We start from the raw sequence: 25,695 nt of genomic DNA on the forward strand, positions 1-25,695 counted from the left end.
ACGTCGTGGAGGGGGATGGTGGTGTGTGCGGCCAGGTGGTGGTCGAAGAGGGTGGTGAGGGTGTCGAAGGCGGTGGTGAAGGCGGGGAAGGTGTCATACAGCTGGCGGCCCATGCCGGTGCGTTGGCTGCCCTGGCCGGTGAACAGGTAGGTCAGGTGGGTTCCGGCGGCGGTTGCGGGGGTGTTGGGGGTGGGGGTGACGATGCCGTTTCCGGTGGTGTTTCCGGTGGCCAGGTCGTGGAGTCGGTGGGTGAGTTGGGTGTGGTCGTGGCCGAGGATGACGGCGCGGTGTTCGAAGGTGGTGCGGGTGGTGGCGAGGGACAGGGCCAGGTCGGTGGGGTCGAGGTCGGGGTGGGTGCGCAGGTGATCGGCCAGGCGGGCGGCCTGGGCGCCCAGCGCGGCGGGTGAGCGGCCCGAGACGACCAGCGGCACCGTCGGCGGCGTCCCCGTTTCGCGTCCCGTTCCAGAGGGGGAAACCGTGGCGGCGCCTGGCTCCGCGTCTTCGGGGGCCTGCTCGACGATGACGTGGGCGTTGGTGCCGCTGATTCCGAACGACGACACACCCGCGCGCCTGACCCGGCCCGTTCGCGGCCAGGGAACGGTCTCGGTCAGCAGTGAGATCCCGCCGTCGGCCCAGTCGATGTGCTCCGACGGACGGTCGGCGTGGAGTGTCCGGGGCAGCATCCCCTGCCGGATGGCCTGCACGATCTTGATGACCCCGCCGACTCCGGCGGCGGCCTGGGTGTGGCCGATGTTGGATTTCAGCGACCCCAGCCACAGGGGGCGGTCGGTCCGCCTGTCCCGGCCGTAGGCGGCCAGCAGCGCCTGGGCCTCGATGGGGTCGCCGAGGGTGGTGCCGGTGCCGTGAGCCTCGACGGCGTCCACGTCGGCGCCGGTCAGCCCCGCGTCCTCCAGCGCCTGCCGGATCACCCGCTGCTGGGCGAGCCCGTTGGGGGCGGTCAGTCCGTTGGAGGCGCCGTCCTGGTTGATGGCGGTGCCGCGGATGACGGCCAGCACCCGGTGGCCGTGACGGCGGGCGTCCGACAGACGTTCGACCAGAAGCAGCCCGGCGCCCTCGGCCCAGCCGGTGCCGTCCGCGGACGAGGAGAACGCCTTGCAGCGGCCGTCGGAGGCCAGCCCGCCCTGCCGGGAGAACTCCGTGAACATTCCCGGGGTGGACATGACGGTCACCCCGCCCGCCAGTGCCAGGTCGGACTCTCCGGAGCGCAGCGACCGTACCGCCAGGTGCAGCGCCACCAGCGACGACGAGCACGCGGTGTCCACCGTCACCGCCGGGCCCTCGAGCCCCAGGATGTAGGAGATCCGTCCGGACGCCACACTCGCCGCGGTACCGGTCAGCGCGTACCCCTCCGCCGCCTGGGACGTCTCGTGCAGGCGCGGGCCGTAGTCCAGCGGCGTCATCCCGACGAACACTCCCGTACGGCTGCCCTTCAGCGACTCCGGCACGATCCCGGCCCGCTCGAAGGTCTCCCACGCCACCTCCAGCAGCAGCCGTTGCTGCGGGTCCATCGCCGCCGCCTCGCGGGGACCGATGCCGAAGAACTCACCGTCGAACCGGTCGGCCTCGTGCAGGAAACCGCCCTGCCCGGTGGTGGAGGTACCGGGCCGTACCGCGTCGGGGTCGTAGAGCGCGTCCACGTCCCATCCCCGGTTGGCGGGGAAGGGCCCGATGGCGTCGGTCCCGCTCAGCACGAGGTCCCAGAGCCTCTCGGGGGTGTCGGCTCCGCCCGGCCACCGCCCGGCCATCGCGACGAGTGCGATCGGCTCGTGCTCCGCCGAGGTCTCGGCACGGGTGACGGCCGTGGCGGGCTCGGTCGTACGGCCCGCCGCCTCGGCGTGCAGGTACCGTGCGAGAGCGGCGGGTGTGGGGTGGTCGAAGGTGACGGTGCTGGAGATCGTCAGGCCGGTCGCGGCGGACAGGCTGTCGCGCAGCTCGACCGCGCCGAGGGAGTCGAGTCCCAGGTCCCTGAACGTACGGCCGGCGGTCACGGTTTCGGGGGCGTCGTGCCCGAGGACCGCGGCGGTGGCGGAGACCACCAGGTCGAGCACGGCCTGTTCCTGCTCCTCCTCGGACAGCCCGGAGATCCAGGTGGCCGGCGCGCCGACGGCCTCTCCCCCCTCGGCTTCCCGCGGCCCCGCCCCGGCCCCGGCCCCCGCCCCGGCCCCGGCCGCGGTGGCGGTAACGGTGTCGCCGGTGGTGTCGAGCCAGTGGCGGTTGCGCTGGAAGGCGTAGGTGGGCAGCGGCAGGCGGCGCGCGCCCTGCCGTACCGCGCGCGTCCAGTCGACCGGCGAGCCGTGCACGTACAGCTGGGCGAGCGCCCGCAGGAACCGGTCGGGCCCGCCGTCGCCGCGTCGTAGCGTTCCGGTCACCAGGCCGTCGAGCGCGCCGGGGACGTCCCCGGCCGCGTCCTCCAGGATCTGCCCGAGTCCCACGGACAGGATCGGATGCGGGCCGACCTCGACGAAGACGTTGTGGCCCGCGCCCAGCGCGCTCCGGACGGCCCGGTCGAAGTCGACGGTCTGCCGGAGGTTGCGGTACCAGTAGCCGGCGTCGAGTTCGGCGGTGTCGAGCAGGCCGCCGGTGACGCTGGAGTAGAACGCGACGTCCGTGCCGCGCGAGCCGTACCGTGGCAGGAACTCCAGCAGCCGGTCCCGTACGGCCTCCGCGTGGGCGGAGTGCGAGGCGTAGTCGATCTGCACGCGCCGTACCGGGACGCCCTCGGCCTGGTAGAGGGCGACGAACTCGTCCAGCGCGTCCGCGTCGCCCGAGACCACGGTGGCCGAGGGGCCGTTGACGGCGCCGATGTTCAGCCGCCCGTCCCAGCGCGCGAGCCTCGGCCTGACCTGTGCGACGGGCAGCGGGACCGACGCCATCCCGCCGCGTCCGGAGATCGCGGCCAGGGCCTGGCTGCGGAGCACCACGATCGCGGCGGCGTCCTCCAGGGTCAGTGCCCCGGCCACGTGGGCGGCGGCGATCTCCCCCTGGGAGTGGCCGATCACGGCGTCGGGACGGACGCCGAACGACTCCCAGAGCCGGGCGAGCGCGACCATGACCGCGAACAGCACGGGCTGGACGACGTCCACCCGGTCCAGCGAGGGCGCGCCGGGAAGGTCGCGCAGCACGTCGGCCGGCGACCAGTCCACGTGCGGTCGCAGGGCGTTCGCGACGGCCTCCAGGTGTCCGGCGAACACCGGTGAGGCCTCGGCCAGTTCGCGGCCCATGCCCGCCCACTGCCCGCCCTGGCCGGGGAAGACGAACACGGTGCGGCCGAGGTCGCGGACCGTGCCCTGGACCAGGCCCGGAACCGGGGTCTGGATCGTCCCCGGAGCCCGCCCGCCCGTGCCGAACGCCAGGAGCCGGTCCCGCAGCTCCTCCCGGTCCGTCCCGACCAGCACCGCCCGGTGTTCGAACGCGGTCCGGGTGGTGGCCAGCGAGAACGCGAGGTCGGACAGATCCCCGTCGAGCGCCGCGGAGCCGTGCAGTCTCCCGGCCTGCTCGCGCAGCGCGGCGGGGTCCCGGGCCGACAGCACCAGGGGTACGGCGGGCGGGACGCCGGGACCGGCGGCCCCCGGCCCGGCGGGAACGCCGGCCACGGATCCGGCGGGGACGTCCGCGGGCGCCTCCCCGAGCACGAGGTGGCAGTTCACGCCTCCGACGCCGAAGGAGCTGACCCCCGCGAGGAGCGGGGCGTCGGGCCGCGGCCAGGGACCCGTCGTCCGGGCCACCCGCAGGTTCAGGGCGTCGAGGTCGATCCGCGGGTTGGGCGTCTCGAAGTTGAGGCTGGCCGGGACCTCGCGGTTGCGGATGCTCAGGACGGTCTTGAGCAGTCCGGCGATGCCCGCCGCGCCTTCCAGGTGCCCGATGTTCGTCTTGACCGAGCCCACGACCAGCGGCTGCCCGGCGGGCCTGGCGGCGCCCAGGGCCGCGCCGAGCCCGGCGGCCTCGACGGGGTCGCCGACCTTCGTCCCGGTGCCGTGCAGCTCGACGACCTGTACGGCCGCGCCGTCGATCCCGGCCCGGCTCACGGCCAGGCGCACGACCTCCTCCTGGGCGGAGGCGTCGGGCACGGTGAGCGCGCTGGTCGCCCCGTCGTTGTTGACCGCGCCGCCGAGGATGACGGCGTACACGTCGTCCCCGTCGGCCAGCGCCCGCGCCAGCGGCTTGAGCACGACGAGGCCGCCCCCCTCGCCCCGGACGTAGCCGTTGGCGCGGGCGTCGAAGGTGAAGCACCGCCCGTCCGGTGACAGACCGCCGAACCGGTCGGCGGTCACTGTGCTCTCCGGGACCAGGTTGAGGTTGATCCCGCCCGCCAGAGCCAGGGCGGACTCACCCGAGCGCAGGCTCTCGCAGGCCAGGTGCACCGCGACCAGCGCCGACGACTGGGCGGTGTCCACCGTGAGGCTGGGACCGCGCAGGCCGAGGAAGTAGGAGATCCGGTTGGCGAGGATCCCGCGGGTAAGCCCCGCGAGGGTGTGCCGGGTGATCGCCTCGTCCCCCCGCTGGTACAGGAGGGTGGCGTAGTCGGAGGCCATGGCGCCGAGGAACACCCCGCCCCCGGCGCCCGCCAGACCGGCGGGCGGCAGCCCGGCGTCCTCCAGGGCCTCCCAGGCCAGCTCCAGGACCAGCCGCTGCTGGGGATCCATGGCCGCGGCCTCGCGGGGGGAGACGCCGAAGAAGGCCGCGTCGAACAGGTCGACGTCGTCGAGGAACCCGCCCCGGTGGCCCGCGATCCGGGGATCGGCGAGCAGCCGTCCCTCCGACGGCTCGCCGATCGCGTCACGTTCCGACCGCAGCAGCTCCCACAGCTCCGCCGGGTTCCGCGCGCCGGGCAGCCGGCAGGCGAGCCCGATCACCGCGATCGCTCCCTCGGCCGTCCCCTGACCCGCTCCGCCCGGTCGGGTCGTTTCCGTTGGCCCGTGTCCTGCCATTGTGAATATCCGCCTCTTGTCGTGCCGTTGTCGCGCCTGAAGCACTTCTCCGGTCGTCTTCGCCGTATGGCCGGTGTCGTGTGATGGAATATCCGTGGCGCCCGCCGTCCCGTGGTCCCCCACTTCCCGGAGTTTCGGCGCAGGCGTGCTCGAATGTCCGTCGAATGCCATGCGGAGGCCGCAATTAAATGGCATGTCAAAGGGAATGCGGTGGGGACGTGTCGTCCGCCGTCGTCCGTCGCCGCAGGAGAACAAGCCTGCCGTCAGGGTCTCTTTCCAGCGGAGGCGGCGCGGCGCGGGCAGGACTCAGGGACAGGCCGGCCCGGCCCGCCTGCCGTCCGGGGGCGGGCACTCGGTTTCAGATAATTCCCTATTCACACCGTCGACGGTCGCATAAATTTCCCGACAAAGTCAAGCGGGATTCTAGGATATCCCCTTAGTCTGGCTGGCCATAAGAGTTTCTTTGCCTTCATTCATTAAGAATCGTAATTGGACGTCCCGACGGGAGGTGCTTAACGTGAAAATAGGCTTCACGGGTTAAAAGGGAAGGTGTGGGAGACGGTTCACGGCCGGGGCGAGGGGGGAGACCGGCCGCGATTTCCGGGAGCCGGGCACGGCCTTCCCGCCGAGGATGTCGAGCCGCTCCAGCACGGTCTTCGGCGGCGGTCCCGCGTGGTCCATCGGGAACAGCCTGCGCCGGTGGTCGCCGAAGGACTCCCGGAAGGTCAGGGTCCTGTCGACGACCTCCTGGGGGCTGCCCGCCGTGAGCGTCCCGGCGGCGCCGTCATCTCCGGCGGACGGGGCGAGGACGGGTCAGGCGCGCGTAGACCAGCGCGGTCGTCAGCCCGTAGGCCAGGTGCGGGAGGACGTCCGAGACCCACGAGGTCGCGTCCCAGCGGCGGGGGTCGGTCACCCCGAGCGCGGCCAGGGGGATGTCGCCCGCGGCCATCGCGGCCGCGGACAGTCCCAGCGCGGCCACCGGCAGGGGAGGGCGCCGGTCGCCGGGAAGCAGGCCGTACAGCGCGCCGACCCCGAGACCGGCCGCGTATCCCAGCAGCGCGCCCAGGCCCGCGCGCCTGTTGTCGCCCTGGTCCCCCGGACCGAGATCGACGCCGGCCCGGCTCGCCAGCTCGTCGGCGGCCTCGGCGGGCACGTCGCTCGCAGGCCGGCCGCGTACGACCATGTCCAGGTAGGAGACGGTGTCCAGTGCGGTGGTGCCCGCCGCCCCGGCGGCGACCCCGGCCCCGATGCTCATGTCCGGCACCCCTGTCTCCGCGACCACGCGTCCCGTGCGGCCGTGCGGGCGTGCCCGGGTGTCCCGGCGATCCCGCCGCCGACGGAACAGGCGATCCTCGCTCCCGGACGCCGTTTCCTGGTGGTCGCACCCCGTCCGTATGACATGCGCGTTCCCCCGAACCTGCTTGCGTGAGCCGGTCTCCAACCGGCTTCCTCGAACCGGTGACCATATGGGTATGCCCGTCCCGGCGGGGCCGTATCCCGCGCCGCGGTCGCGGCGGGGCCGCCCTCCCGGCACGGCCCGGGCCGGAAGTCCCCGGCGCGCGGGTCTTTCGGCCGCTGCGTTTCGGGCAGGGGGGTGATCGTATGAGGGCAGAGACCAAGGAGGCCGATATGGCAGCGCATGTGGTGGTAGGGACAGACGGGTCGTCCTCGGCGGACGCCGCGGTCGAGTGGGCGGCGGACGACGCGGTACGGCGCGGATGCGTGCTGAGGATCGTCCACGTGCGTGAGGAGTGGGGACGTGACGCCCCGGCCGGCTTCGACGACTCCCTGGCGGAACAGGCCCGCGGTGTGCTCGACGCGGCGGCCGAACTGGCGCGGCGGCACGCTCCGGGTGTCACCGTGGAGACCTCGCTTGAGATTGGCAGGGCGGCGGAGGTCCTGCGGCGCGAGGCCGAGGACGCCGAGCAGGTCGTGGTCGGCAGCCGTGGACGCGGAGGGTTCGCCGGGCTGCTGCTCGGCTCCGTCTCCCTCTCGCTGGCCGGGCACGTGGCCACTCCCGTCGTGGTGCTCAGAGGTGAGGGAGTACGGCGGGCGCACGACGAGATCGTCGTCGGTTTCGACGGCTCCCCGGCGTCCGAGGCCGCGCTGGAGTACGCCTTCCAGGAGGCAGCCCGGCGCGGCGCGCGGCTGCGCGCGCTGCACACCTGGCAGCTGCCCTTCATCGCGGCGAGTGCCACCGCCTACACGCCGCTGGTCGAGGACATCTCCGAGGGCGAGCGGCGCCTCGCCGCGGAGACCCTCGCCCCCTGGCAGGACAAATACCCGCAGGTCGAGCTCCAGGAGACGGTGCTCTACGGGCATCCCGTCCTCGCGCTCGGTGAGGCGTCGGCGACCGCGGACCTGGTCGTCGTCGGATCACGGGGGCTGGGCGGGCTCGGCTCGGCCGTGCTCGGCTCGGTCAGTCACGGAGTGCTGCACCACGCCGACTGTCCCGTCGCGGTGGTGCGTGCCCGGGGCGAGGGATGACCCACGCCGATCTCCGGCTGACCGTGGGGATTCTCCGGGGATTCACAGAGGATTCGGCCGGGAGATTTTAGGGATCCCGGGAGGAGTTTGGGGATCCATGGAGATCCGGGGATGAGACCGAGGGTACGAGGAGAGGAACGTTCGGGACGAAAGTCCCTCCTAAGGAGGCCCGCCGGCCCTACGGCGGGCCTTCGGCGTTTCGAGACGCTTGCGGACGACACCACCTGTGAGACGGAGCACCACCCATGGACGTCTTGGACCTGTCGCGCTGGCAGTTCGGGATAACGACGGTCTACCACTTCTTGTTCGTCCCGCTGACGATCGGCCTGTCGGCCATCGTCGCGGGCTTGCAGACCGCGTGGCACCGTACGGGGAATCCCACCTATCTGAGGCTGACGAAGTTCTGGGGAAAGCTCTTTCTGATCAACTTCGCGATGGGCGTGGTCACCGGCATCGTGCAGGAGTTCCAGTTCGGAATGAACTGGAGTGAGTACTCCCGCTTCGTCGGCGACGTGTTCGGCGCCCCGCTGGCGATGGAGGGCCTCATCGCCTTCTTCCTAGAGTCCACCTTCCTCGGTCTGTGGATCTTCGGATGGGACAGGCTGCCGCCCCGGCTGCACCTGGCGTCGATCTGGGCGGTGGCGATCGGCACCACCCTGTCCGGCTACTTCATCCTGGCGGCCAACTCGTGGATGCAGCACCCGGTCGGCTACCGCATCAACCCGCAGACCGGCCGCGCCGAGCTCACCGACATCTGGGCGGTGCTCATCAACTCCACGAACCTGGTCACCTTCCCGCACGTCATCTTCGGCGCGTTCATCGCCGCGGGAATGTTCATCCTCGGGGTGAGTGCCTGGCAGATCCTCAAGAGGAAACACGTCGAGCTGTTCCGCACCTCGGCCCGGGTCGGGATGATCGTCACCCTGGTCGCCGCGGTGGGCGTCGTGGTCAGCGGCCACCTGCAGGCGCAGATCATGACCAGGCAGCAGCCGATGAAGATGGCCGCGGCCGAGGCGCTGTGGGACGACGAGACCTCCGCCGGCTTCTCGATCTTCGCCGTCGGCGACGTCGAGAACGGCCGCAACCACATCAACATCCAGATCCCGTACGGCCTCAGCCTGCTGGCGACCGACACCCTGCACGGCCGCGTCGAGGGCATCAACGACATCCAGACCCGGTACGAGGCCCAGTACGGCCCCGGCGACTACCGTCCCATCATCGGCGTGACCTACTGGTCCTTCCGCCTGATGATCGGCTTCGGGGTGCTCGCCGCGCTGATCGCCTTCGCCGGTCTCTGGTTCCTCCGCGGCAAGCGGCTGCCGAAGAACCCGTGGTTCTACCGGATCGGCATCCTGAGCATCGGCCTGCCGGTCCTCGCCAACTCGCTGGGGTGGATCTTCACGGAGATGGGCCGGCAGCCGTGGATCGTCTTCGGCCTCAAAAAGACGGCGGCGGCGGTCTCACCCGGCGTCTCGGTCACCGAGGCCGCGCTCACCCTGACCGGGTTCACCCTGCTCTACGGGGTGCTCGCGATCATCGAGGTCGGGCTGCTGGTGAAGTTCATCCGGCGCGGCCCGGAGGACGAGCCCGGACCCGAGAAGGCGGACACCGTTCCCGCGCTCTCCTACTGACCGCCCTCCCTCCCGTGGAAACGCCCAAGGGGAACGCCCCGAGGGAACGTCCCACGGGAACCCCTCCTCCTCCGACAACAGACTTCTTCCGAAGATCCGATCTTCCCGGTGAGGATCACGACCTGAGGACGAGGATCCTCACTAAGGACCGCTCATGGAACTCACCACCGTCTGGTTCCTGCTCATCGCCCTACTGTGGACCGGCTACTTCGTTCTGGAGGGGTTCGACTTCGGCGTCGGCATCCTGCTGCCCTTCCTCGGAAAGGACGAGAGCGACCGTAGGACGATCCTGGCCACGATCGGGCCCGTCTGGGACGGCAACGAGGTCTGGCTAATCGTCGCGGGAGGTGCGACCTTCGCAGCCTTCCCCGAGTGGTACGCCACCCTGTTCTCCGGTTTCTACCTGCCGCTGTTCCTCATCCTGGTCGCGCTGATCCTGCGCGGCGTCGCCATCGAGTACCGCGGCAAGAGCGACAGCCCACGCGGCTGGGACCGTGCCATGTTCTTCGGGTCACTGCTGCCCGCCTTCCTGTGGGGCGTGGCGTTCGCCAACATCGTCCGGGGTGTCCCGCTGGACGCCGATCACGAGTACACCGGCACGTTGCTCACCCTGCTCAACCCCTACGCGCTGCTGGGCGGTCTGGCCACGCTCGCGCTGTTCACCCTGCACGGCTCGCTGTTCCTGACCCTGCGCACCACCGGCGACCTGCGGACGCGGGCCGCCGCCCTCACCAGGGCACTGGCCCTGGCCGCGCTCGTCGCGGGCGGCCTCTTCCTGGTGATCACCCAGCTCATCACGGGCAAGCCCGCCACCTGGATCAGCGCCGCCGTGGCCGCCGCCGGGATCGTGATCTCGCTGGCGGCGACTCTGCGCAACCGGGACGGCTGGGCCTTCGCGGCCAGCGCGGTGGCGATCATCGCGGTCACCGTCACGCTGTTCGGCAACCTGTGGCCCAACGTGATGCCCGCCCTGAACCCGGCCAACAGCCTGACCGTCCACAACGCCTCCTCGACGCCCTACACGCTCACGGTGATGACCTGGGTCGCGGTGATCTTCACTCCCGTCGTCCTGGCCTACCAGGGCTGGACCTACTGGGTGTTCCGCCGCCGCATCACGCAGCACAGGGTGTGACCCTCCGGCTGAATCAGGGGATATCGCGGAATTTTTGCGATCGATCCGAATAGCCGCGCCACCGTGCGGGGCAGACCGAGGGAGTACGGGGTTGGGCCGCAAGACGGAAGGGGCGCCGCCGTGGAAGACCTCAGGTATGAAATGATCATGGCGCTCAACGCGGCCGACCTCGGACCTCCCATCTGCGAGCAGGCCGCGGCCATCTGCGCCGAGATCGCCGAGCAGTACTGCGCGAGACTCCACCCCACGACGACCGCGGCCGTCATCTCGATCGAGGCGTTGGAGAACGGGCGACCGGTGCCCGCCGACCACCGATGACCGACCCGGGGGAACGATGAGCGAGATGACCGCGCCCCTGCCGCCGACGGTGGACATCCGCCGCCGTGACGACAGGTTCAAGACCAAGCTGTCATGGCTGGACTCGAAGCACTCGTTCTCCTTCTCCAGGCACTACGACCCGCTCAACACCCACCACGGCCTGCTCCTGGTCAACAACGACGACGTCGTCCTCCCCGGAACCGGCTTCGAGACGCACCCGCACCAGGACATGGAGATCGTCACCTGGGTGCTCGCCGGCTCCCTGGTCCACCAGGACTCGACCGGGCACTCGGGGGTGATCTATCCGGGCCTGGCGCAGCGGATGAGCGCGGGCACCGGGATCCTGCACTCGGAGAAGAACGACTCCTGGCGCCTGCAGGGCGGCTCCGAGCACACCGACCCCGTGCACTTCGTCCAGATGTGGGTGCTGCCCGACGAGGGCGGCATCACCCCCGGCTACGAGCAGCTGGAGATCGACGACGAGCTCATGCGCGGCGGCCTGGTCCCGGTCGCCTCCGGCATGGCCAAGCACGACGGCGCGTCCGCGATCCGCATCAAGAACAAATACGCCGCGCTGTACGCGGCACGGCTCGACGCCGGTGACTCGGTCACGCTTCCCGAGGCGCCCTTCCTGCACCTGTTCGTGCCGCGGGGCACCGTCACCCTGGAGGACGCGGGAGTCCTGGCCGAGGGCGACGCCGTACGGTTCACCGCGACCGGCGGGTACCGGGTCACCGCGACCGAGCCGGCCGAGATCCTCGTCTGGGAGATGCACGCCACCGTCTCCGGCTGGTAGGCCGGGCAACGGGCCGCCTCACCCTCACCCGGCCTCGCCCTCGCCCTCACCCTCACCCGATCCCGTTCGTGACGGCTTCTCGCGTGGCCCTCCTCCCCGCCGGAGACGGCGGGATCAGCCGAGCGGATCCTCGTGCCGCACGCGAAGGCCGCTGATCTGCTCGGTGCGGATCGTGATGAAGTAGTCGCGACCGCCGGGTGACCACGGAGCCAGCGGAAGCCCCTCCAGCCGGAGGATCTCCTCGGGTGCGTAGACCGCTCTCGCGTGGCCGACGACGGTGACCGACCACCCGGTGCGCGTCGCGACGTCGAACTCGTCGGCCTCGAAGGCGACCACGGTGCCGCTCGCCGCCGTCGCGAGCTTCGAGCCCGCCATGACGCGGATGACGATGTCGGCGCCGTCCAGGCAGAAGGCGACGGGCTGTACCGCGGGCAGGGCACGGTCGGTGAACACGATCCGCCCGATTCCGGCGGTGGAGAGCAGCTCCCGGCACTCCTGGCGGGAGAGCGCCCGCGAACCGGGGGAGTCGAGTTTCATGCTCACCACTTTGCGTGAGAGGACACGCTTCCGATCAGAGGCGAAAGTCCCGTCATTGCTGGCGGTCCGCCTTCATCCGCGCCGCCAGCGCCGCCACCTGGGTACGGCGCTGCATGCTGAGCTTGGACAGCAGGTTCGAGACGTAGTTCTTGACGGTCTTCTCGGCCAGGAACATCCGCTCGCCGATCTGCCGGTTCGTCAGTCCCTCACCGATCAGCTCCAGGATCTGCCGCTCCTGGTCCGACAGGGCGGCCAGCGGGTCCTTGACGCTCGTCTGGTCGCGCAGCCGCCGCAGCATGGTGGAGGTGGTCTGCGGATCCAGCAGCGACTGGCCGGAGGCGACCGTCCGCACCGCGCCGATCAGGTCCGAGCCGTGGATCTGCTTCAGGACATAACCGGACGCGCCCGCCATCACCGCGTTGAACAGGGCTTCGTCGTCGGCGAACGAGGTCAGCATCAGGCAGGCCAGCCCCGGAATCGCCGACCGCACCTCGCGGCACACGTCCACCCCGCTGCCGTCGGGCAGCCGTACGTCCAGCACCGCCACGTCCGGCCTGAGCGCCGGAATGCGGGCCACCGCCGACTCCGCGGTTCCCGCCTCACCGATGACCTCGATGTCGTCCTCGGACTCCAGCAGCGCAGCCACGCCCCGCCGTACCACCTCATGATCGTCTACGAGAAACACGCGAATCATGCTCCGACGTTAGTCCCTTTCGGCGCCGGCCGGGTAGGGGCGAAGGTCCCTGCCCGGCCGGTGGGCCGGTCAGCCGGTTCAGCCGGTGACGCTGGGACGGCCGTTCTCGACATGGCCCATCAGGCGGCGCGCGTACGAGGGGTCCTCCTCGCAGGTGATCTGGAGGTCGTACCATCCCTCCGAGGCCTCGACCGGCCAGACGACCTGACGGTACTGGCCCGCCCGCAGCGGCACGGTCTGCTCCTTGTCGCCGTAGGCGTTGGCCCGGACCTTCAGGGTCAGGCGGCTGTCGCCGAGGTTGGTGATCTCGATCCGGACCTTCCGCGGGTCGATGTCGATCACCTGCTGCACCTGGACCCTGGCCGCCTTACCGGACAGGGATCCGGCGAACTCACGGCGGAAGCCGTTCGGCCCGGTCAGGACCAGGTCGTAGCGGTCCTTCACCTCGACGCCGCGGGTGGTGACGCCCAGGACGTCCAGCTGCAGCGGCAGGGCGAACTCACCCGCGTAGGGGTAGAGCGTCAGGTGCGCGCTGTCCCGTCCGGCGTTGGCCAGGGTCACCTCCAGCGAGGTGCCCAGCAGCCTGACCCACGAGTTCAGCTGGTACGGCAGCGGCCTGGCGGGACGGGTGCCCTCCTCCTGGACCGGCAGCCGCTGCTGGGCGGGGGGAGTGGGGCGCCAGCGTCCGCTGAAGGCGGGCACCGGCGCGGGCCTGGCGGGAGCGGGCCGCGGACCGGCGGCACCGAAGTCGAACGCGGAGGTCAGGTCGCCGGAGACCGTGCGCCGCCAGGGGGAGACGTCGGGGAAGCTCACGCCCAGCCAGGTCTCCAGGAACCGTACGGTCGAGGAGTGGTCGAAGATCTGCGAGCAGGTGTACCCGCCGACGGTCCACGGCGAGACGACCGTCATCGGCACCCGGACGCCCAGCCCGATCGGGTTGCCGTTGTAGAACTCCTCGGTCCGCTCGGCGGGCGGCAGCGGCGGCGGCATGTGGTCGAAGAAGCCGTCGTTCTCGTCGTAGGTGATGAACAGCGCCGTCGACTGCCACACCTCGGGGGTCGAGGCGATCGCGTCGAGGATGTCGTAGGTGATCTGCGCGCTCTGGATCGGGGACGACGCCGAGGGGTGCTCCGAGTCGGCCGCCGACGGCACGATGTAGCTCACCCGGGGCAGCCTGCCCGACTCCACGTCGGCCCGGAAGGCCTGCGCCAGCGTCTTGGCCGGCACCCGGCGCAGCGCCCGGTCGAACAGCGAGCGCTCCTGCGGGGTCAGCAGCGCCACCCCCTCCTCCAGGCGGGCCAGCAACCGCTGCCGCTCCGGCTCCGACGCCGACCGCACCGCGCCGTAGAAGGAGTCCATGCTCCGGAAGTCACCGAGCAGCGCCTTACGGGCGATCTGCCGGAACCGTGCGAAGAACTCCAAGTTGCTGTCCTGGTAGTTATCCCATTCGTGGTAGACGCGCCAGGAGTGGCCGGCGGCCTCCAGGACTTCTCCGGCGTTGGCCCAGGTGTAGCCGGTGTGGGTGTCCTCGCTGTAGGCGGCGTTGTCGATGGCGCGTTTGGCGGTGCCGGGTTCGTAGCCGGTGTGGCCGCTGACGTGGTAGTTGCGGTTGGGGCTGGTGGAGGACAGTACCGAGCAGAAGTAGTGGTCGCAGACGGTGAAGGTGTCGGCGAGTTCGTACTGCAGGGGGATGTCCTGGCGTTCGTAGTGGGTCATGGTGGCCGGGGTCTTGGCGCCGATCCAGCCGTTGTGCCAGCCCTTGGCGGCGGCGGCCTGGCCGTCGTTCCAGCCGTGGGCCAGGGCGGAGATCCACTGCAGGTCCTTGCCGACGAGCCCGGCGGCCTCGCGGACCGAGAAGGGCAGTACGTCGCCGCCGGGGGAGGGCTGTTGGAAGACGGTCTTGCCGTTCGGCAGCCGGATCGCGTTGCGGTCGCCGTATCCGCGTACGCCGCGCAGGGTGCCGAAGTAGTGGTCGAACGAGCGGTTCTCCTGCATGAGGAACACCACGTGCTTGATCGCGGACAGGCCGCCCGCGGGCACCCGCATCGCCATCGCCCGGTGAACCGAGGGGGGCAGCATCGAGGCGGCGAGCACTCCTGCGCCGACGGTGAGGAACCGCCGCCGCGAGGGACCTTCGGACATGAGGGACTTCCTTCCAACGAAGAGACCGGGGAAGGCTCTCAACGCGAGGGAACCGGCCCTTTATCGGAGGGTGTCGATCAGATGACGCGAACGACCTGTCGTCCTATGGGGCATATAGAAGACTCGTATCTTGTGCCCCACCCGTGATGCGGAGTCACGGACCGCTGCGCCCACCGGGCCATGTCCGCCCTCCCGTGGTGCTGTCGCTTCGCCGAAGCACCCCGCCCGCACCTGTCCACGTCCCCACCAGCCGAACGCACGACGGATGATCCACTCCCGCTTCGTCCCTGGCGGCCTTTCACGGCACCGGGCCCACACGCTCGGCCGACTCTTGGCCTGCCTGATCCCGCCGGGAATCACGACGATTACTCTCTCCGAGTGGCGCTACGCCGGAAGCGGCCACCGACACGGCGAACCCTTCTGGGCCGAACTGACCCGGCAGCGCATCGACACGGCCCGCAAGTTCGCACGGACAAAGTCGTCGGCGGGGACGGTCGAATCGCCCGGCTGACCTCGCTCAGAGGCTGACGCCGGAACGGCGGGCGAGAGTGCGCAGACCGGAGAGCTTGCTGTGCCTGTCCCGGTGAAGCAGATCAGTGATCACTTGCCGGGGGCCGGTTCGCTGTATCTCCGAGGGGGCGATCTTCTCGGCGATCAGCAACGCGCGCACCGCGCGGTCGGTCTTCCCCCACAGGGTGTATGCCTCCGCTATGCCCGTGTAGTAGCTGGCGCGACGTTCCAGCGTCGGTATCTCGTCGGGGGAGATGGCTCTGGCGTGTTCTACGGAGGTTCCCGCGTCGCCGAGAACGATGGACACGCCGATCTTGTACGTGGCCATGTGCCCCTTGCCGAGCACGAGCTTCGGCGCGGGGCGGCCTCCTCCGCCTCCTTCAGCATCCCGAGAGCGCTTTCACGGTCCTTCAAGTCGACGGCCTCAGCCAACCCGGTCTGCTGGATTTTCCCGAACTGGTTGTCTGCCGTTCCGTTGCTCACCCGAACCTCTCAGGCACCTCGGTAGCCAGCACGCCCGCAGCTACACTGCAGGCCAACGGTCCCCGCCACGCGCCACGGGGGACCGGTCTGGGTCTTGCCGAGGTGCCCGTACACACTCTCGACCGCCTTCAGGAGGCTCCGGGCAACAGCGCGGCACCTAACCGTCTACCGCTCGACGCCGCGAGTGCTGGCCGTCGAACTGTCACCGCCCCCGTTTGTTCACGATCGGTGTGAGCAGAAAGGCACCGCGCCGTCCGGCCAGGACAGACGCGAGGGCCCACACACCGGCCCCGTCAGTAGACCTCACACATGGGGTCGCCGTTGGAATTCTTGAAACAAACTACGTCTTCGTTGCTGTGAATCCTCGTCCAGACGCCTCTTGTCTTCCATCCCACGAGCCTTCCATTCACCTTGACCACGTAGTCGCGGTCGGCGAAAGTGACTGCGTCGACGTCGACGTTCCCGCCGCCCCTGTGCTTGCCAGGAGCCAGCGGCTTCTGATCGCACGTAGCGTGCCACGGGGAGTCGGTCGTGCCGCCGTCCTTGTTCCATACGTCGCACCAGTGTGGGCCTTTGGTGCCCAGCACCTCGGTCGTGAGGATGGTCCACGGGGAGTTGTTCTGCGCCTCGCCGCACGGCGTCAACCAGTTGCACCCGCCGGCCAGAGCAGGCGAGGGCGACGCGAGAACCGTGACGGATGCGACCAGCGTGCCGATCATTGGCATCGCGAGTCGCCTGATCGTGTTGTTCAAACCTTCCTCCTTGATCATCCGTTCTGCTTTTGCCGGCCCGACATGCCGTCAGGGGCTGCGCAAGGCCTGACCGGTCACGGTTGTTACCGGTCAATCCCCTGTCGGCATAGACCTGGTCGGCGCCAACGCTTTCCCGTTGTTGCCGGTGGATTTCGGCGCTTTGAGATTGCTGGGCCACGTGACTCTGGCACAAGCTGTGCGCGTCCCGGCTGGTGCCTGGGATGCGGCGACTGGTTTGACCTGCGCGGCTTCGCCGGGCTGGGACACGAGGATTCTCGACGGGGTTAGGTGAGAAGGTGTCGGAACTGGCCGCGCTCTTGCACTCGCTGAAGGAACACAGCGGCTGCAGCTACGCGGAACTCGCTGGCCGCTGTGGCGTCAGTGCCTCCACATTGCATCGGTACTGCCGGGGTCAGGTCCTGCCGGACAGCTACGGAATGGTGGAGCGGATAGCGCTGTCCTGCGGGGCGAACAAGGCGGAGTTAGCGGAGCTGTACCGGCTGTGGGCCCAAGCCGACGCCGTCCGCCTCGAAGTCGGCCTCGAGCCCATCGCCGACGATCTCTGGACCTCGGCGCCGAGCCCGGCGCCGACTCCTCCACCCGCCGCGGATCCGGCGGCGGGTTTCGCAGCAGCGGTGTCGCGCCCGCAGGACCCGGCATCGGCATTCGCTGTGTACGGCCGGCGCCCTGTCCTCAGCGGCCGCTGGCCGATGCATTTCATCGCCCTTGCCTGTGTCCTGGCCGCCGTGCTGGTCATCAGTGCGGCCGATTCTTCTCCGACTGGGCAGACGGCTGGGCGCCCGACGCCGCAATGGACTCCCGGCCCGGCCTGGTCGCAGCCACCCACCCGGGTAGCCGCAGGGTTCTACGGCGTCACGATCAACAGCAGCAGCGGGGCCATGCCGACCTTCCGGATCGGCGGGATCCGGTTATGGGACAGCGAAACTCTCTGGTCCCTGCTCGAACCGGCGCGCAACCAGTTCGACTGGACCGCCCTGGACCGCCTCGTCGGCTCCGCACACCGTGCGAACCTCCCCGTGCTCTACACCTTCGGTGGCACGCCCCAGTGGGCGGCACCGAGCGCGCCACTCGGCCCCTACCCCGACGGGTCACGCACGGCGCCCCCCGATGACCTGAAGGATTGGGTCCGCTTCGTCAAGGCCGTCGCGACCCGATACGCGGGCCGGATCGACGCCTACGAACTGTGGGCATTCGCGCCCTCACCGCACTTCTACACCGGCGATGCCGCGACGCTGGCCCGCATGACGCAGCAAGCCGCCGCGGTCATCCGCCGAGCCGATCCAGCCGCGACCCTCGTGTGCCCCTCGATCGGGAACCTGTGGGAACCTGCCTCCCAGCAGTTCCTGCGCGACTTCGCCGCAGCCGGCGGGTACCAGGCGTGCGATGCCGCAGGTGTGAAACTCGCCCCGCAGCACGACGGTGACACTCCCGAAAGCCTCGTTCGTCTTGCGGCCGTCATCGATCGCACGTTCCATGAGGCCGGAGTACATCCGCGGCTGTGGAGCACCGGGACCGTCTACCGGATCCCCCAAGATCACAAACTGGACCAGGCGCACGCCATCGCGTACGCGGTGCGCTTCTACCTGATCGGGATGTACGTGCGATACGACCGCATGTACTTCTACAACTGGGGCGGCACGAAGATCCCGCTCGTGCTCCAGGCCGTGGGCGGACCACCAACCGCCGCAGCCCACGCGGTCGACACGCTCCAGCGCTGGCTGACCGGCGCTCGCATCACCTCCTGTGGTCACAGCGCGCCCGACGGGCTACCAGAACAGGTCTGGCAATGCCAGTTCGTGCTGGACAGCGTGGTCGGCCAAGGACCTGTCCGGGCCATCGTCCGCTGGACCGAATCGGGCACCGTCTCAATGCCGGCCGATCGCGGCGCCGACACCGTCCGATTCTTGGACGGACGCTCGATGCCCGCTCCACATACTCTGCAGATCACCGAACAGCCAATACTGATCACGATCCAGCCGGGCCGCTGACACCCCGGCGCGTACCAGTGATCACCGTTCCACAGGTGGTCGAAGGTGGCCGTCGTCGTGTGACGCGCTCTCTTCGCCCGCGTGCGTCAGCAGTTCGCCCTGCGGGCCGGTGCGCGACCGTCATTAGGAGCGGAAGCAGGGCGGCAGGCTGCTTTTCCCGATTCGGCGAAAGTGCATCTTGAGCCTGGTGGAAGCGCGCTGGATACAGGACAGGGCCATGGTGGTACGGATGCGGGTTGGTGAGGTAGCGGTGGGGCCGGTCGCATGGCCGTAGGTCACCCCGGAGGGGCGCCCCGTTCAGGGGCAGTGCAGCCGGCGCCACCGCGGCGGCACGAAGCGCTGCTGCCTCACCACCGGCTAAAGGGCACCCGCCTTAGGAGAGCGATCGTCTTTCCCTGTGCTCATTGGTCTGAGCTGCCAAAACCGCACATGTAGTGATTAATTTTCATTGACCGTTCCGTACATGCTCCATCGAGGTGTATTGACTGTCTTTGCCGCTGTGATGGATCACTCCGGCAGTGGGGCGGCGCCGGTGAATCGCCATCGCCGCACAGGCGATTGGCCATCGCCCAGCCGACGATCCGCCAGGAGAACACGTCCAAGATCACGGCCGGGTAGAAGAAGCCCTGCCCGGCCAGCACACAGGTGATGTCAGCGGCCCGGATCCGGTTCGGCTCGTCCGCCTCGAAGTTCCTGTGGACCAGGCCCCAGGCGGCCCAAGCGCGCCGATCGGTGATCGTGGTGCGGCACCTGGTCGAAGACACCAGTGCGCACTATGTGCTCATCGTCAAGCACAACCAGGACGCGCTCTTGTCTGCCGCGATGGCCCGCCTGGCCATCGGCATCGATGCCGACCACGAACACACGGGCACTGGCCATACCGAGACCGACCGGGGATACGGCCACAGCGAGCGCCGCACCATCCGCACCGCCCCGGCTGGCGGCCTCGACTTCCCTCACGCCGCCCAGGTGATACGCATTGTCCGTCATGTCGGTGATTTGGCCGATCGGGTGTCAGCAAGGAAGTGGTGCACGCCGTCACCAGCCTGCCCGCCGAGTTGGCCGGAGCCGCTCACCTGGGCTGCTACATCCGTCGGCACTGGAGCGTGGAGACCCGGTCGCATTACGTGCGAGACATTACCTTCGGCGAAGACACCGGCCGGGTCCGCACCGGGGCGTTACCGCAGGTGATGGCGACCTGCAGAAACCTCGCTATCGGCGCGTTCCGACAAAAAGGGCACGTCAAAATGGCCCATGCATGGGGGTGTTACCGCAACGACGCTCACTGCCTGCTCACTCTATTCCAGCCATGAACGCAAATCATTCACAGACGAGCACATCTTCAACATGCCGGGGCCGTGGCCATGTCTCAGGCCGTATGAGAATAAAAGTTAACTAGAGTGATCGACAAATCGAAAATACCATGTTACGAAGATGTTGCTCCACCGCTGTGAACCGTATTATGTGCGCGCCAATGCTGGCAAGAGGAGAGAGCATGTCCCGTGATAAGAGCCAGGTCATAATCAGAGTCCTAGGCCCCATTGATGTCGCAGTGCAACCACAGTGGCACGGAAAGTTTCCAAAGCAGACTAAGCGGGTTCTAGCCCTCTTGGCCGTTGCGGGAAAAACGCGTCTGTCAACCGAACGATTGGTGACAGAAGTGTGGCTTGGGCGTTCTCCAGCATCAGCAAGGGATATGATTCATCGCCAGATCATCCGAATCCGCTCCATCCTCAATGACAACGAGCATGCGATACTACGAGCCGACCCCTCTGGCTATTGGCTGGATCGCACCAACTGCAAAGTCGACGCAGAGCAATTCGTTCTACTGATGGACCAAGGTCGCGAAAAGTACGTGATCGGGCACCCTGAGCAAGCAGCAGACGCTCTAGAGAAGGCGTTGAGACTTTGGCGGGATATAAAAGCACTTCGAGACGTACGAGATAACCATATGCTGGATGAGTTCGCCAACTACCTTGAAATGCGACATCTAGAAGCGAGCGAACTGCTGGTGGACAGCTATCTTCGTTCTCAGCGTGTACATCAAGCACTACAGGAGTTGGTGCGTCTGACCACTCGGCACCCCGGGAGGGAGCCATTTTGGGCACGGCTCATGCTAGCCCAGGCTCTTGACGGAAGCTTCGCAGATGCGAGTATGACATTCAAACGGATTCGCAATATCCTCTGTCGCGAATATGGGCTCGACCCTAGTCCATTTCTTTGTCAGGTACATGAAATGATCCTCAGATGTCCCAGTAAGGTCGAGCTCCTCAGTTTTCTGACACCCGGTTACTACAGAACTACACTATGTAAGTCGGTGGCTAGTCCGCCATAGAGTCAGTCTCATACGGCATCGTTCTGAGCAGGAGGCTACTACAAGAGGAAGGATATTCGACGTGTACAAAAGGCTAGAAAGGATGGGGAGCCGTCTGCTCGGTCTGTTCGTTCCACAGATCGACGCGTCAGCTGCGGCCGTGAAGTGCTGGCCAGCCTGCTGGCAGTGCGACACCGACAGCGGCGGCCCTTGTCGATGCAATGCACCCTGCTGCGAGAAGGGTAACGGCAGCGGTTACGACTGCAACTGTCTTGCATGCCCGTGATGTACCGATTGTCCTAATGGCAATCACCTGACAGGCTGTGGGTGCGGTCTTATCAAGCCTACTTCGGCTTCAAAGGCCGCGCCCACAGCTCAAAGTAGTACACCGACGTTGCGAGAGATTCACATGCACGCAAAGTGCACTGTGGAGGTTCAGTGAACTATCTGTTGACTAGTGTCCGCTTCTTGATTGGGCTCATATTCTTAGTGTCCTTTGTAAGCAAGATTGCGGGCCGGCAACGCTTCATGGCCTTCAATTCTTCACTCCGCGACATGGGAATATTGCCTTTACCTGTCGTTCGACCAGTAGCATTCATGGTTCTTGCCGCCGAGGGTTCGGTCTGGGGGCTGCTAGCGATCCCCACGCTGGAATCAGGGGTTTCGGCAGGGCTCATTCTTGCAACGTTGCTGCTGATAATTTTCATGACCGGTATCGCGATTACAAAGTACCGGGGGAAGTCGGCGACCTGTCCATGTTTTGGAATATCTGATGCATCTCTAGGATTGCGACACATAGCACGGAATGGCGTCCTTGCCCTGGTGTCATTGGCAGGTATCTCAGCCAGTCTCATGGAACTCGACGATACATCTGGCTGGAAATTTATGTTAGCAGCACTGGCGGGTCTCTTGTTGGGCACACTCGTCATCATGTTCGATGAAATTATCGAGCTATTTCTGCCAGCAGCTGATTAAAAAACCTTTGTATGCGTGGACAGTAAAGGGGAGTCAAATGTCCGTCATAGTATCCGCGCTTGTGCTCGTAGGAATGATAAGCACCATCAATCTGGTATTGAGCGTAGGGATCATTAAGCGGTTAAGAGAACACACGGAAATCCTCTCCACTCCGGAGGCTTCTAACAGACGAGCCTCGTTAGGGGTCGGGGAGGAGGTGGGAGAGTTTGAGGTCTCAACCGTGGATAACCTGCCTCTGAGTCGCGAGCTCCTCTTCAGTGACACGTTAGTGGGTTTCTTTTCCCCGTCCTGCCAACCCTGTAAGGAGAAGCTTCCGAAATTCATTGACTACGCGCGGAAGATGCCTGAAGGGCGCAATCAGGTAATCGCGGCGGTAGTGGGCAATCACGATAACGCCCACGGCATGGTAGAGCAGCTGCGTGATGTGGCCCAGGTAATCCTGCAAGTCGATAACCAGGACAACTTTGGATCGGCGTTCGAAATTATGGCCTTTCCTACCGTACTCAAGGTACGGCGAGAAGATAATGGACGCCTGGTAATCACAGATGATCAGGTGGATCTTTCTCAGTCAGCCATCTCCGCATGAATTCTGATGATCCGGTATCGGAACGTCAAAGAGGACTTCTGGCCATCCTGCGCGGGATCATCGTAGTATGCTCTATCACTGTCCGGACTACGCCTAGCGCGACCTTGTCTTACATTGCGTTGACATTGATCGGCAGTGTGGCACCAGTGACGGCAGCTTGGCTGTTCAAACTGTTGCTGGATGGCCTCAACCGTGATCATACAGATACGATACTTTGGCTTGCTGTAAGCGTGGCGGCGCTCGGTGTGGTCACGGGGGTGATTCCACAGGCAGCGCGATATGCGCGGGCTACCCTCAACCGCGAGGTTGGGCTGGTTATGCAGGATCGGCTCTTTCTTGCGGTTGAGCACCTCCCTGGTATCGGCTGGTTCGAGAATCCGCTCTTTTTGGACCGGTTGCGGTTGGCCCAACAGGCAGGGCAAGAGTCAGCATCGCAAGCCATGGATGCGACTTTGGGCCTTCTTCGTGCCGGCTTGATTATCACAGGGTTCCTGGGAACACTTTTTGTGATCAGTCCAGTCATGTCGCTGATCGTTATGGCCGCTGGTATTCCGCTGCTCGTGTCTGAGATGATACTGTCTCGCCGACGGGCCAAGATGTTATTAGATATTGGCCCCGTTGAGCGTCGAGAATTCTTCTACATGAATCTACTTTCTAGTGTGGAGGCCGCGAAAGAGGTCCGTCTCTTTGGCATCGGCTCGTTTCTTCGAGAGCGGATGCTGGTTGAGCGGCGCATTGCGAATATCGCAAAGCGGGCTATGGACCGCCGAGAGGGAATGGTGCAGTCGGTCCTCAGTCTGCTCTCTGCTCTGGTAGCCGGCGGAGGTCTGCTCTGGGCGATAGATGCGGTACGTCGAGGAGCTCTGTCGTTGGGGGACATCACCATGTTTGTGGCGGCGATCGCTGGGGTACAGGGAGCGCTGGTGGCATTCGCCGGGGACACCTCACGTGGCAGCCATGCCTTGTTTCTGGTGGATCATTATCTTGCAGTTATAAAGGCTGAACCAGACCTCCCTGTAACACCGAAACTCTGTACTCTGCCGCATTTAAGCCATGGCATCGAGTTGCGCGATGTATGGTTCAGGTACTCTGATAAACATCCCTGGATTCTGTGCGGCGTGAATCTAAACATACCGTACGGTAAAGCACTTGCACTTGTAGGCCTAAATGGGGCTGGTAAATCTACGCTCATTAAACTATTGTGCCGATTCTATGATCCAACCAAAGGTACTATCCTTTGGGATGGAGTAGATATTCGTCAGGTTGACATCGGTGAGTTGCGACAGCGTATCGGAGTTCTGTTCCAGGATTACATGAACTACGATTTGTCGGCGAAGGAGAACGTCGGCCTTGGTGATCTTTCTTCGCTTCGAGAAAAAGATGACGCTCGGATTCGGAGATCAGCGCAGCGGGCTGGTATTCATGAGAAACTTGAAACCCTTCCCAGGGGATATGAAACTCTTCTGACCAGAATATTTTTCAATGAGGCCGACAAGGGCGACTCCTCAACCGGGGTCATACTTTCTGGTGGACAATGGCAGCGCCTTGCATTGGCCCGCGCTTTTCTACGTGATCGACGCGAGTTAATGATACTCGACGAGCCTTCGGCTGGGCTCGATGCCGAAGCAGAGCATGAGATTCACACCAAGCTAAAAGTTCATCGGGCCAACGACACAAGTATTCTCATCTCTCATCGGCTCAGTGCAGTACGTGATGCTGACCTTATAGTTGTGTTGCGTGAGGGGGAAATCGTTGAACGCGGGGATCATAATTCGCTGGTAGCCGCCGGGGGGGCATATTCAAAGCTGTTTAAGCTTCAGGCTTCCGGCTATGAGACATCGACGAGCGTTGGCGATTCCAGCTCGATTAAAATCGATTGAGAGCACGCAAGGGTAATTCCTTGTCTCATCTGGAGGTAGTGCTGATCACAAAGCGATATTTCATATCTATGATGGCAGGAGTTGGCTCGACCGCTGTCATCGCGTTCTTCGCTATGCTTTTGCGTCGATCTCTCCTAGTAGTTACTGTGCGAGGGCGTAGTATGGAGCCAACTTTCCATGATGGTGATCGCATTCTCGTTCGTCGAGGAGGAAATCTCGCTCATGGCAAAATTGTGGTTGCTGAGCGCCATACCCCTTTTTGGCGAGAACGAAAGGGTGATTGCCGGGCATATTCGTCCATGCCTATTGGTGGCGAGGATGCGACGACAAAGATTGGTGACCGTGAATGGATAATCAAACGAATCGCCGCACTGTCTGGGGATACGTTTTCTCGACAGGTGCATCATGAATCTTCTGAATTATCGAGTTCGATCGTCCCTCACGGCATGTTGGTTCTGCTCGGTGACAACCCTGAGGTGAGTATTGATTCACGTCAGCTGGGATATTTTTCTAGTGACCGTGTTCTAGGGACCGTAATACTGCATCGGCGAGGTCGAACTAATCGGCCGCGACAGTTTACTTTAAGGTAGACGCCCGTTTTGAGAATTTTCGCTTAAAGCCGATGCGGTTCTCTGAATGCGTACTAGGGCCTGTTCTGAGTTCGGATCATGAGGTTGTGGATTCTCCCGCGCGATGCCGTCCGGTCCTGGTAGGGCACAGGTATGGCGCGTGGTGACCTCACCGCTGACGAGTGGTCCTTGATCAAGCCCCATCTGCCGCTGGGGGAGCGGGCCCGATCCCGGATCTGCGGCGGCGGTTCAACGGAGTGATGCGGCGATTTCGCACCGGCGGTTCATGGCGGGACCTGCCTGGGGAGTACGGCTCGTGGTCCACCATCTACGACCGGTTCCGGTCGTGGGCGAACGCGGGCGTCTTCCAGAATCTGATGGAGGTCATGATCAGCGAGGCCGCCGCCCGTGGACAGGCAGACCTCGACCTGGTCAGCGTGGACTTCACGGTGGTCCGCGCTCACCACCACGCCGCAGGGATGAGGGGCGACCCGGAACTGCTGCAGGAGCTGGAGAAGGCCGCCGATGAGGAAAAGGGGCTGCGCGAACGGCGCAGGTAGCCGGGCCGGGCGGCCCAGAGGAAGACCGGGCCCAGGCTGATGGCCGCCGACGCCGGCGCAGGGCTCGGCTGCAGGCGGCCGGGCTGGGCCGCTCGCGAGGCGGGCTGACCAGTGAGGTTCACCTGTCCGCCGATCGCCGCTGTCGCCCGTTGTCTTTCCTCCTCACTCCCGGACAGGCCGCCGACAGCCCCTGTTTCACCGCTGTCCTGGCAGGTATCAAGGTTCGCGTCCCTGTCGGCCGGCCCCGTACCCGCCCCGGCGCGATCGCCGCCGACAGCCCACTCCTCCCGCGCTAACCGCGTCTACCTACGCAGACGGGGCATTCGGACGGTCATTCCGGAAAAGACCGACCAGGCGGCCAACCGCGAGAA

General features: G+C 66.2%; 20 protein-coding genes and 2 pseudogenes. 14 read left to right on the forward strand and 8 right to left on the reverse strand.

Going from position 1 to position 25,695, the window contains the following annotated elements; all coding sequences use genetic code 11:
* From AB0N02_RS38960 to AB0N02_RS38970, 3 genes and pseudogenes are all read right to left on the reverse strand, one after another.
* On the reverse strand, positions 1-4,874 hold a 4,874-nt coding region (locus tag AB0N02_RS38960; RefSeq protein WP_363957670.1), incomplete at its 3' end, for a type I polyketide synthase.
* 672 nt (positions 4,875-5,546) lie between these two features.
* A pseudogene (locus AB0N02_RS38965) lies at positions 5,547-5,717 on the reverse strand (5,10-methylene tetrahydromethanopterin reductase); the annotation flags it as partial.
* Between the two features lie 16 nt (positions 5,718-5,733).
* Positions 5,734-6,204, reverse strand: a complete 471-nt coding sequence (locus AB0N02_RS38970; RefSeq protein WP_363957673.1) for a hypothetical protein — start codon at positions 6,202-6,204, stop codon at positions 5,734-5,736.
* A 374-nt stretch (positions 6,205-6,578) separates the two neighbouring features.
* On the opposite strand from AB0N02_RS38970, the gene AB0N02_RS38975 reads away from it, so the two are divergent.
* The 5 genes from AB0N02_RS38975 to AB0N02_RS38995 all read left to right on the forward strand — a co-directional run bounded on the left by AB0N02_RS38975 (position 6,579) and on the right by AB0N02_RS38995 (position 11,313).
* Entirely contained in the window at positions 6,579-7,436 is an 858-nt protein-coding gene (locus AB0N02_RS38975; RefSeq protein ID WP_363957676.1) for a universal stress protein, read from the forward strand.
* A gap of 245 nt (positions 7,437-7,681) precedes the next feature.
* On the forward strand, positions 7,682-9,067 hold the full coding sequence (locus AB0N02_RS38980) for a cytochrome ubiquinol oxidase subunit I (protein WP_363957679.1): 1,386 nt from the start codon (positions 7,682-7,684) through the stop codon (positions 9,065-9,067).
* A gap of 154 nt (positions 9,068-9,221) precedes the next feature.
* Positions 9,222-10,199 (forward strand): cytochrome d ubiquinol oxidase subunit II, encoded by a 978-nt coding sequence (cydB, locus tag AB0N02_RS38985; protein ID WP_363957682.1) that lies wholly within the window; start codon positions 9,222-9,224, stop codon positions 10,197-10,199.
* 120 nt (positions 10,200-10,319) lie between these two features.
* On the forward strand, positions 10,320-10,517 hold the full coding sequence (locus AB0N02_RS38990) for a hypothetical protein (RefSeq protein ID WP_363957685.1): 198 nt from the start codon (positions 10,320-10,322) through the stop codon (positions 10,515-10,517).
* Positions 10,518-10,542: 25 nt separating this feature from the next.
* On the forward strand, positions 10,543-11,313 hold the full coding sequence (locus AB0N02_RS38995) for a pirin family protein (protein WP_363957688.1): 771 nt from the start codon (positions 10,543-10,545) through the stop codon (positions 11,311-11,313).
* 114 nt (positions 11,314-11,427) lie between these two features.
* On the opposite strand, the gene AB0N02_RS39000 is transcribed toward AB0N02_RS38995, so the two are convergent.
* The 5 genes from AB0N02_RS39000 to AB0N02_RS39020 form a co-directional block, all read right to left on the reverse strand.
* A complete protein-coding gene (locus AB0N02_RS39000; RefSeq protein ID WP_363957691.1) occupies positions 11,428-11,850 on the reverse strand; it encodes a pyridoxamine 5'-phosphate oxidase family protein in 423 nt (140 codons plus the stop codon).
* Between the two features lie 52 nt (positions 11,851-11,902).
* On the reverse strand, positions 11,903-12,544 hold the full coding sequence (locus AB0N02_RS39005) for a response regulator transcription factor (RefSeq protein ID WP_363957694.1): 642 nt from the start codon (positions 12,542-12,544) through the stop codon (positions 11,903-11,905).
* A gap of 78 nt (positions 12,545-12,622) precedes the next feature.
* Positions 12,623-14,686, reverse strand: coding sequence for a phosphocholine-specific phospholipase C (locus AB0N02_RS39010; RefSeq protein ID WP_363957697.1), 2,064 nt, complete (start codon positions 14,684-14,686; stop codon positions 12,623-12,625).
* A gap of 517 nt (positions 14,687-15,203) precedes the next feature.
* Positions 15,204-15,524 (reverse strand): hypothetical protein, encoded by a 321-nt coding sequence (locus tag AB0N02_RS39015; RefSeq protein WP_363957700.1) that lies wholly within the window; start codon positions 15,522-15,524, stop codon positions 15,204-15,206.
* A 448-nt stretch (positions 15,525-15,972) separates the two neighbouring features.
* Positions 15,973-16,431, reverse strand: a complete 459-nt coding sequence (locus AB0N02_RS39020; RefSeq protein ID WP_363957703.1) for a hypothetical protein — start codon at positions 16,429-16,431, stop codon at positions 15,973-15,975.
* 296 nt (positions 16,432-16,727) lie between these two features.
* Here AB0N02_RS39020 and AB0N02_RS39025 point away from each other — a divergent pair, with 296 nt between their 5' ends.
* From AB0N02_RS39025 to AB0N02_RS39065, 9 genes and pseudogenes are all read left to right on the forward strand, one after another.
* Entirely contained in the window at positions 16,728-18,440 is a 1,713-nt protein-coding gene (locus AB0N02_RS39025) for a helix-turn-helix domain-containing protein (protein ID WP_363957706.1), read from the forward strand.
* A gap of 648 nt (positions 18,441-19,088) precedes the next feature.
* The gene (locus AB0N02_RS39030; protein ID WP_363957709.1) at positions 19,089-19,631 is read left to right on the forward strand and encodes a hypothetical protein; all 543 of its coding nucleotides are present in this window, start codon (positions 19,089-19,091) and stop codon (positions 19,629-19,631) included.
* Positions 19,632-20,136: 505 nt separating this feature from the next.
* Positions 20,137-20,775, forward strand: a complete 639-nt coding sequence (locus AB0N02_RS39035) for an AfsR/SARP family transcriptional regulator (protein ID WP_363957886.1) — start codon at positions 20,137-20,139, stop codon at positions 20,773-20,775.
* A 417-nt stretch (positions 20,776-21,192) separates the two neighbouring features.
* The gene (locus tag AB0N02_RS39040) at positions 21,193-21,729 is read left to right on the forward strand and encodes a MauE/DoxX family redox-associated membrane protein (RefSeq protein WP_363957712.1); all 537 of its coding nucleotides are present in this window, start codon (positions 21,193-21,195) and stop codon (positions 21,727-21,729) included.
* Positions 21,730-21,925: 196 nt separating this feature from the next.
* Positions 21,926-22,315: a thioredoxin-like domain-containing protein gene (locus tag AB0N02_RS39045; protein WP_363957715.1), complete on the forward strand. Its 390-nt coding sequence runs from the start codon at positions 21,926-21,928 to the stop codon at positions 22,313-22,315.
* Positions 22,312-24,195, forward strand: a complete 1,884-nt coding sequence (locus AB0N02_RS39050; RefSeq protein ID WP_363957718.1) for an ABC transporter ATP-binding protein — start codon at positions 22,312-22,314, stop codon at positions 24,193-24,195. The genes AB0N02_RS39045 and AB0N02_RS39050 overlap by 4 nt, the downstream gene beginning before the upstream one ends.
* Before the next feature lie 71 nt (positions 24,196-24,266).
* Positions 24,267-24,785 carry a S26 family signal peptidase gene (locus AB0N02_RS39055; RefSeq protein ID WP_363957887.1) on the forward strand — a complete coding sequence of 173 codons (519 nt, stop codon included), beginning with the start codon at positions 24,267-24,269 and terminating at the stop codon, positions 24,783-24,785.
* A 161-nt stretch (positions 24,786-24,946) separates the two neighbouring features.
* Entirely contained in the window at positions 24,947-25,324 is a 378-nt protein-coding gene (locus AB0N02_RS39060; RefSeq protein ID WP_363957721.1) for a transposase, read from the forward strand.
* A 71-nt stretch (positions 25,325-25,395) separates the two neighbouring features.
* Positions 25,396-25,509 (forward strand): annotated as a pseudogene (locus AB0N02_RS39065) (IS5/IS1182 family transposase); the annotation flags it as partial.
* Between the last annotated feature and the right edge of the window lie 186 nt (positions 25,510-25,695).

The organism is Streptosporangium sp. NPDC051022, from assembly GCF_040683035.1.
In the GTDB taxonomy this organism is placed as follows: domain Bacteria; phylum Actinomycetota; class Actinomycetes; order Streptosporangiales; family Streptosporangiaceae; genus Streptosporangium.

Excerpts from the sequence above, each read along its gene's own strand:
- AB0N02_RS38970 (WP_363957673.1), bottom strand. The coding sequence starts at position 6,204 with ATGAGCATCGGGGCCGGGGTCGCCGCCGGGGCGGCGGGCACCACCGCA.
- AB0N02_RS39030 (WP_363957709.1), top strand. The coding sequence starts at position 19,089 with ATGTCAGCGGCCCGGATCCGGTTCGGCTCGTCCGCCTCGAAGTTCCTG.
- AB0N02_RS38975 (WP_363957676.1), top strand. The coding sequence starts at position 6,579 with ATGGCAGCGCATGTGGTGGTAGGGACAGACGGGTCGTCCTCGGCGGAC.
- AB0N02_RS38980 (WP_363957679.1), top strand. The coding sequence starts at position 7,682 with ATGGACGTCTTGGACCTGTCGCGCTGGCAGTTCGGGATAACGACGGTC.
- AB0N02_RS39015 (WP_363957700.1), bottom strand. The coding sequence starts at position 15,524 with ATGGCCACGTACAAGATCGGCGTGTCCATCGTTCTCGGCGACGCGGGA.
- AB0N02_RS39010 (WP_363957697.1), bottom strand. The coding sequence starts at position 14,686 with ATGTCCGAAGGTCCCTCGCGGCGGCGGTTCCTCACCGTCGGCGCAGGA.
- AB0N02_RS39055 (WP_363957887.1), top strand. The coding sequence starts at position 24,267 with ATGGCAGGAGTTGGCTCGACCGCTGTCATCGCGTTCTTCGCTATGCTT.
- AB0N02_RS39050 (WP_363957718.1), top strand. The coding sequence starts at position 22,312 with ATGAATTCTGATGATCCGGTATCGGAACGTCAAAGAGGACTTCTGGCC.
- AB0N02_RS38995 (WP_363957688.1), top strand. The coding sequence starts at position 10,543 with ATGACCGCGCCCCTGCCGCCGACGGTGGACATCCGCCGCCGTGACGAC.
- AB0N02_RS39035 (WP_363957886.1), top strand. The coding sequence starts at position 20,137 with ATGATTCATCGCCAGATCATCCGAATCCGCTCCATCCTCAATGACAAC.
- AB0N02_RS39000 (WP_363957691.1), bottom strand. The coding sequence starts at position 11,850 with ATGAAACTCGACTCCCCCGGTTCGCGGGCGCTCTCCCGCCAGGAGTGC.
- cydB (WP_363957682.1), top strand. The coding sequence starts at position 9,222 with ATGGAACTCACCACCGTCTGGTTCCTGCTCATCGCCCTACTGTGGACC.
- AB0N02_RS39005 (WP_363957694.1), bottom strand. The coding sequence starts at position 12,544 with ATGATTCGCGTGTTTCTCGTAGACGATCATGAGGTGGTACGGCGGGGC.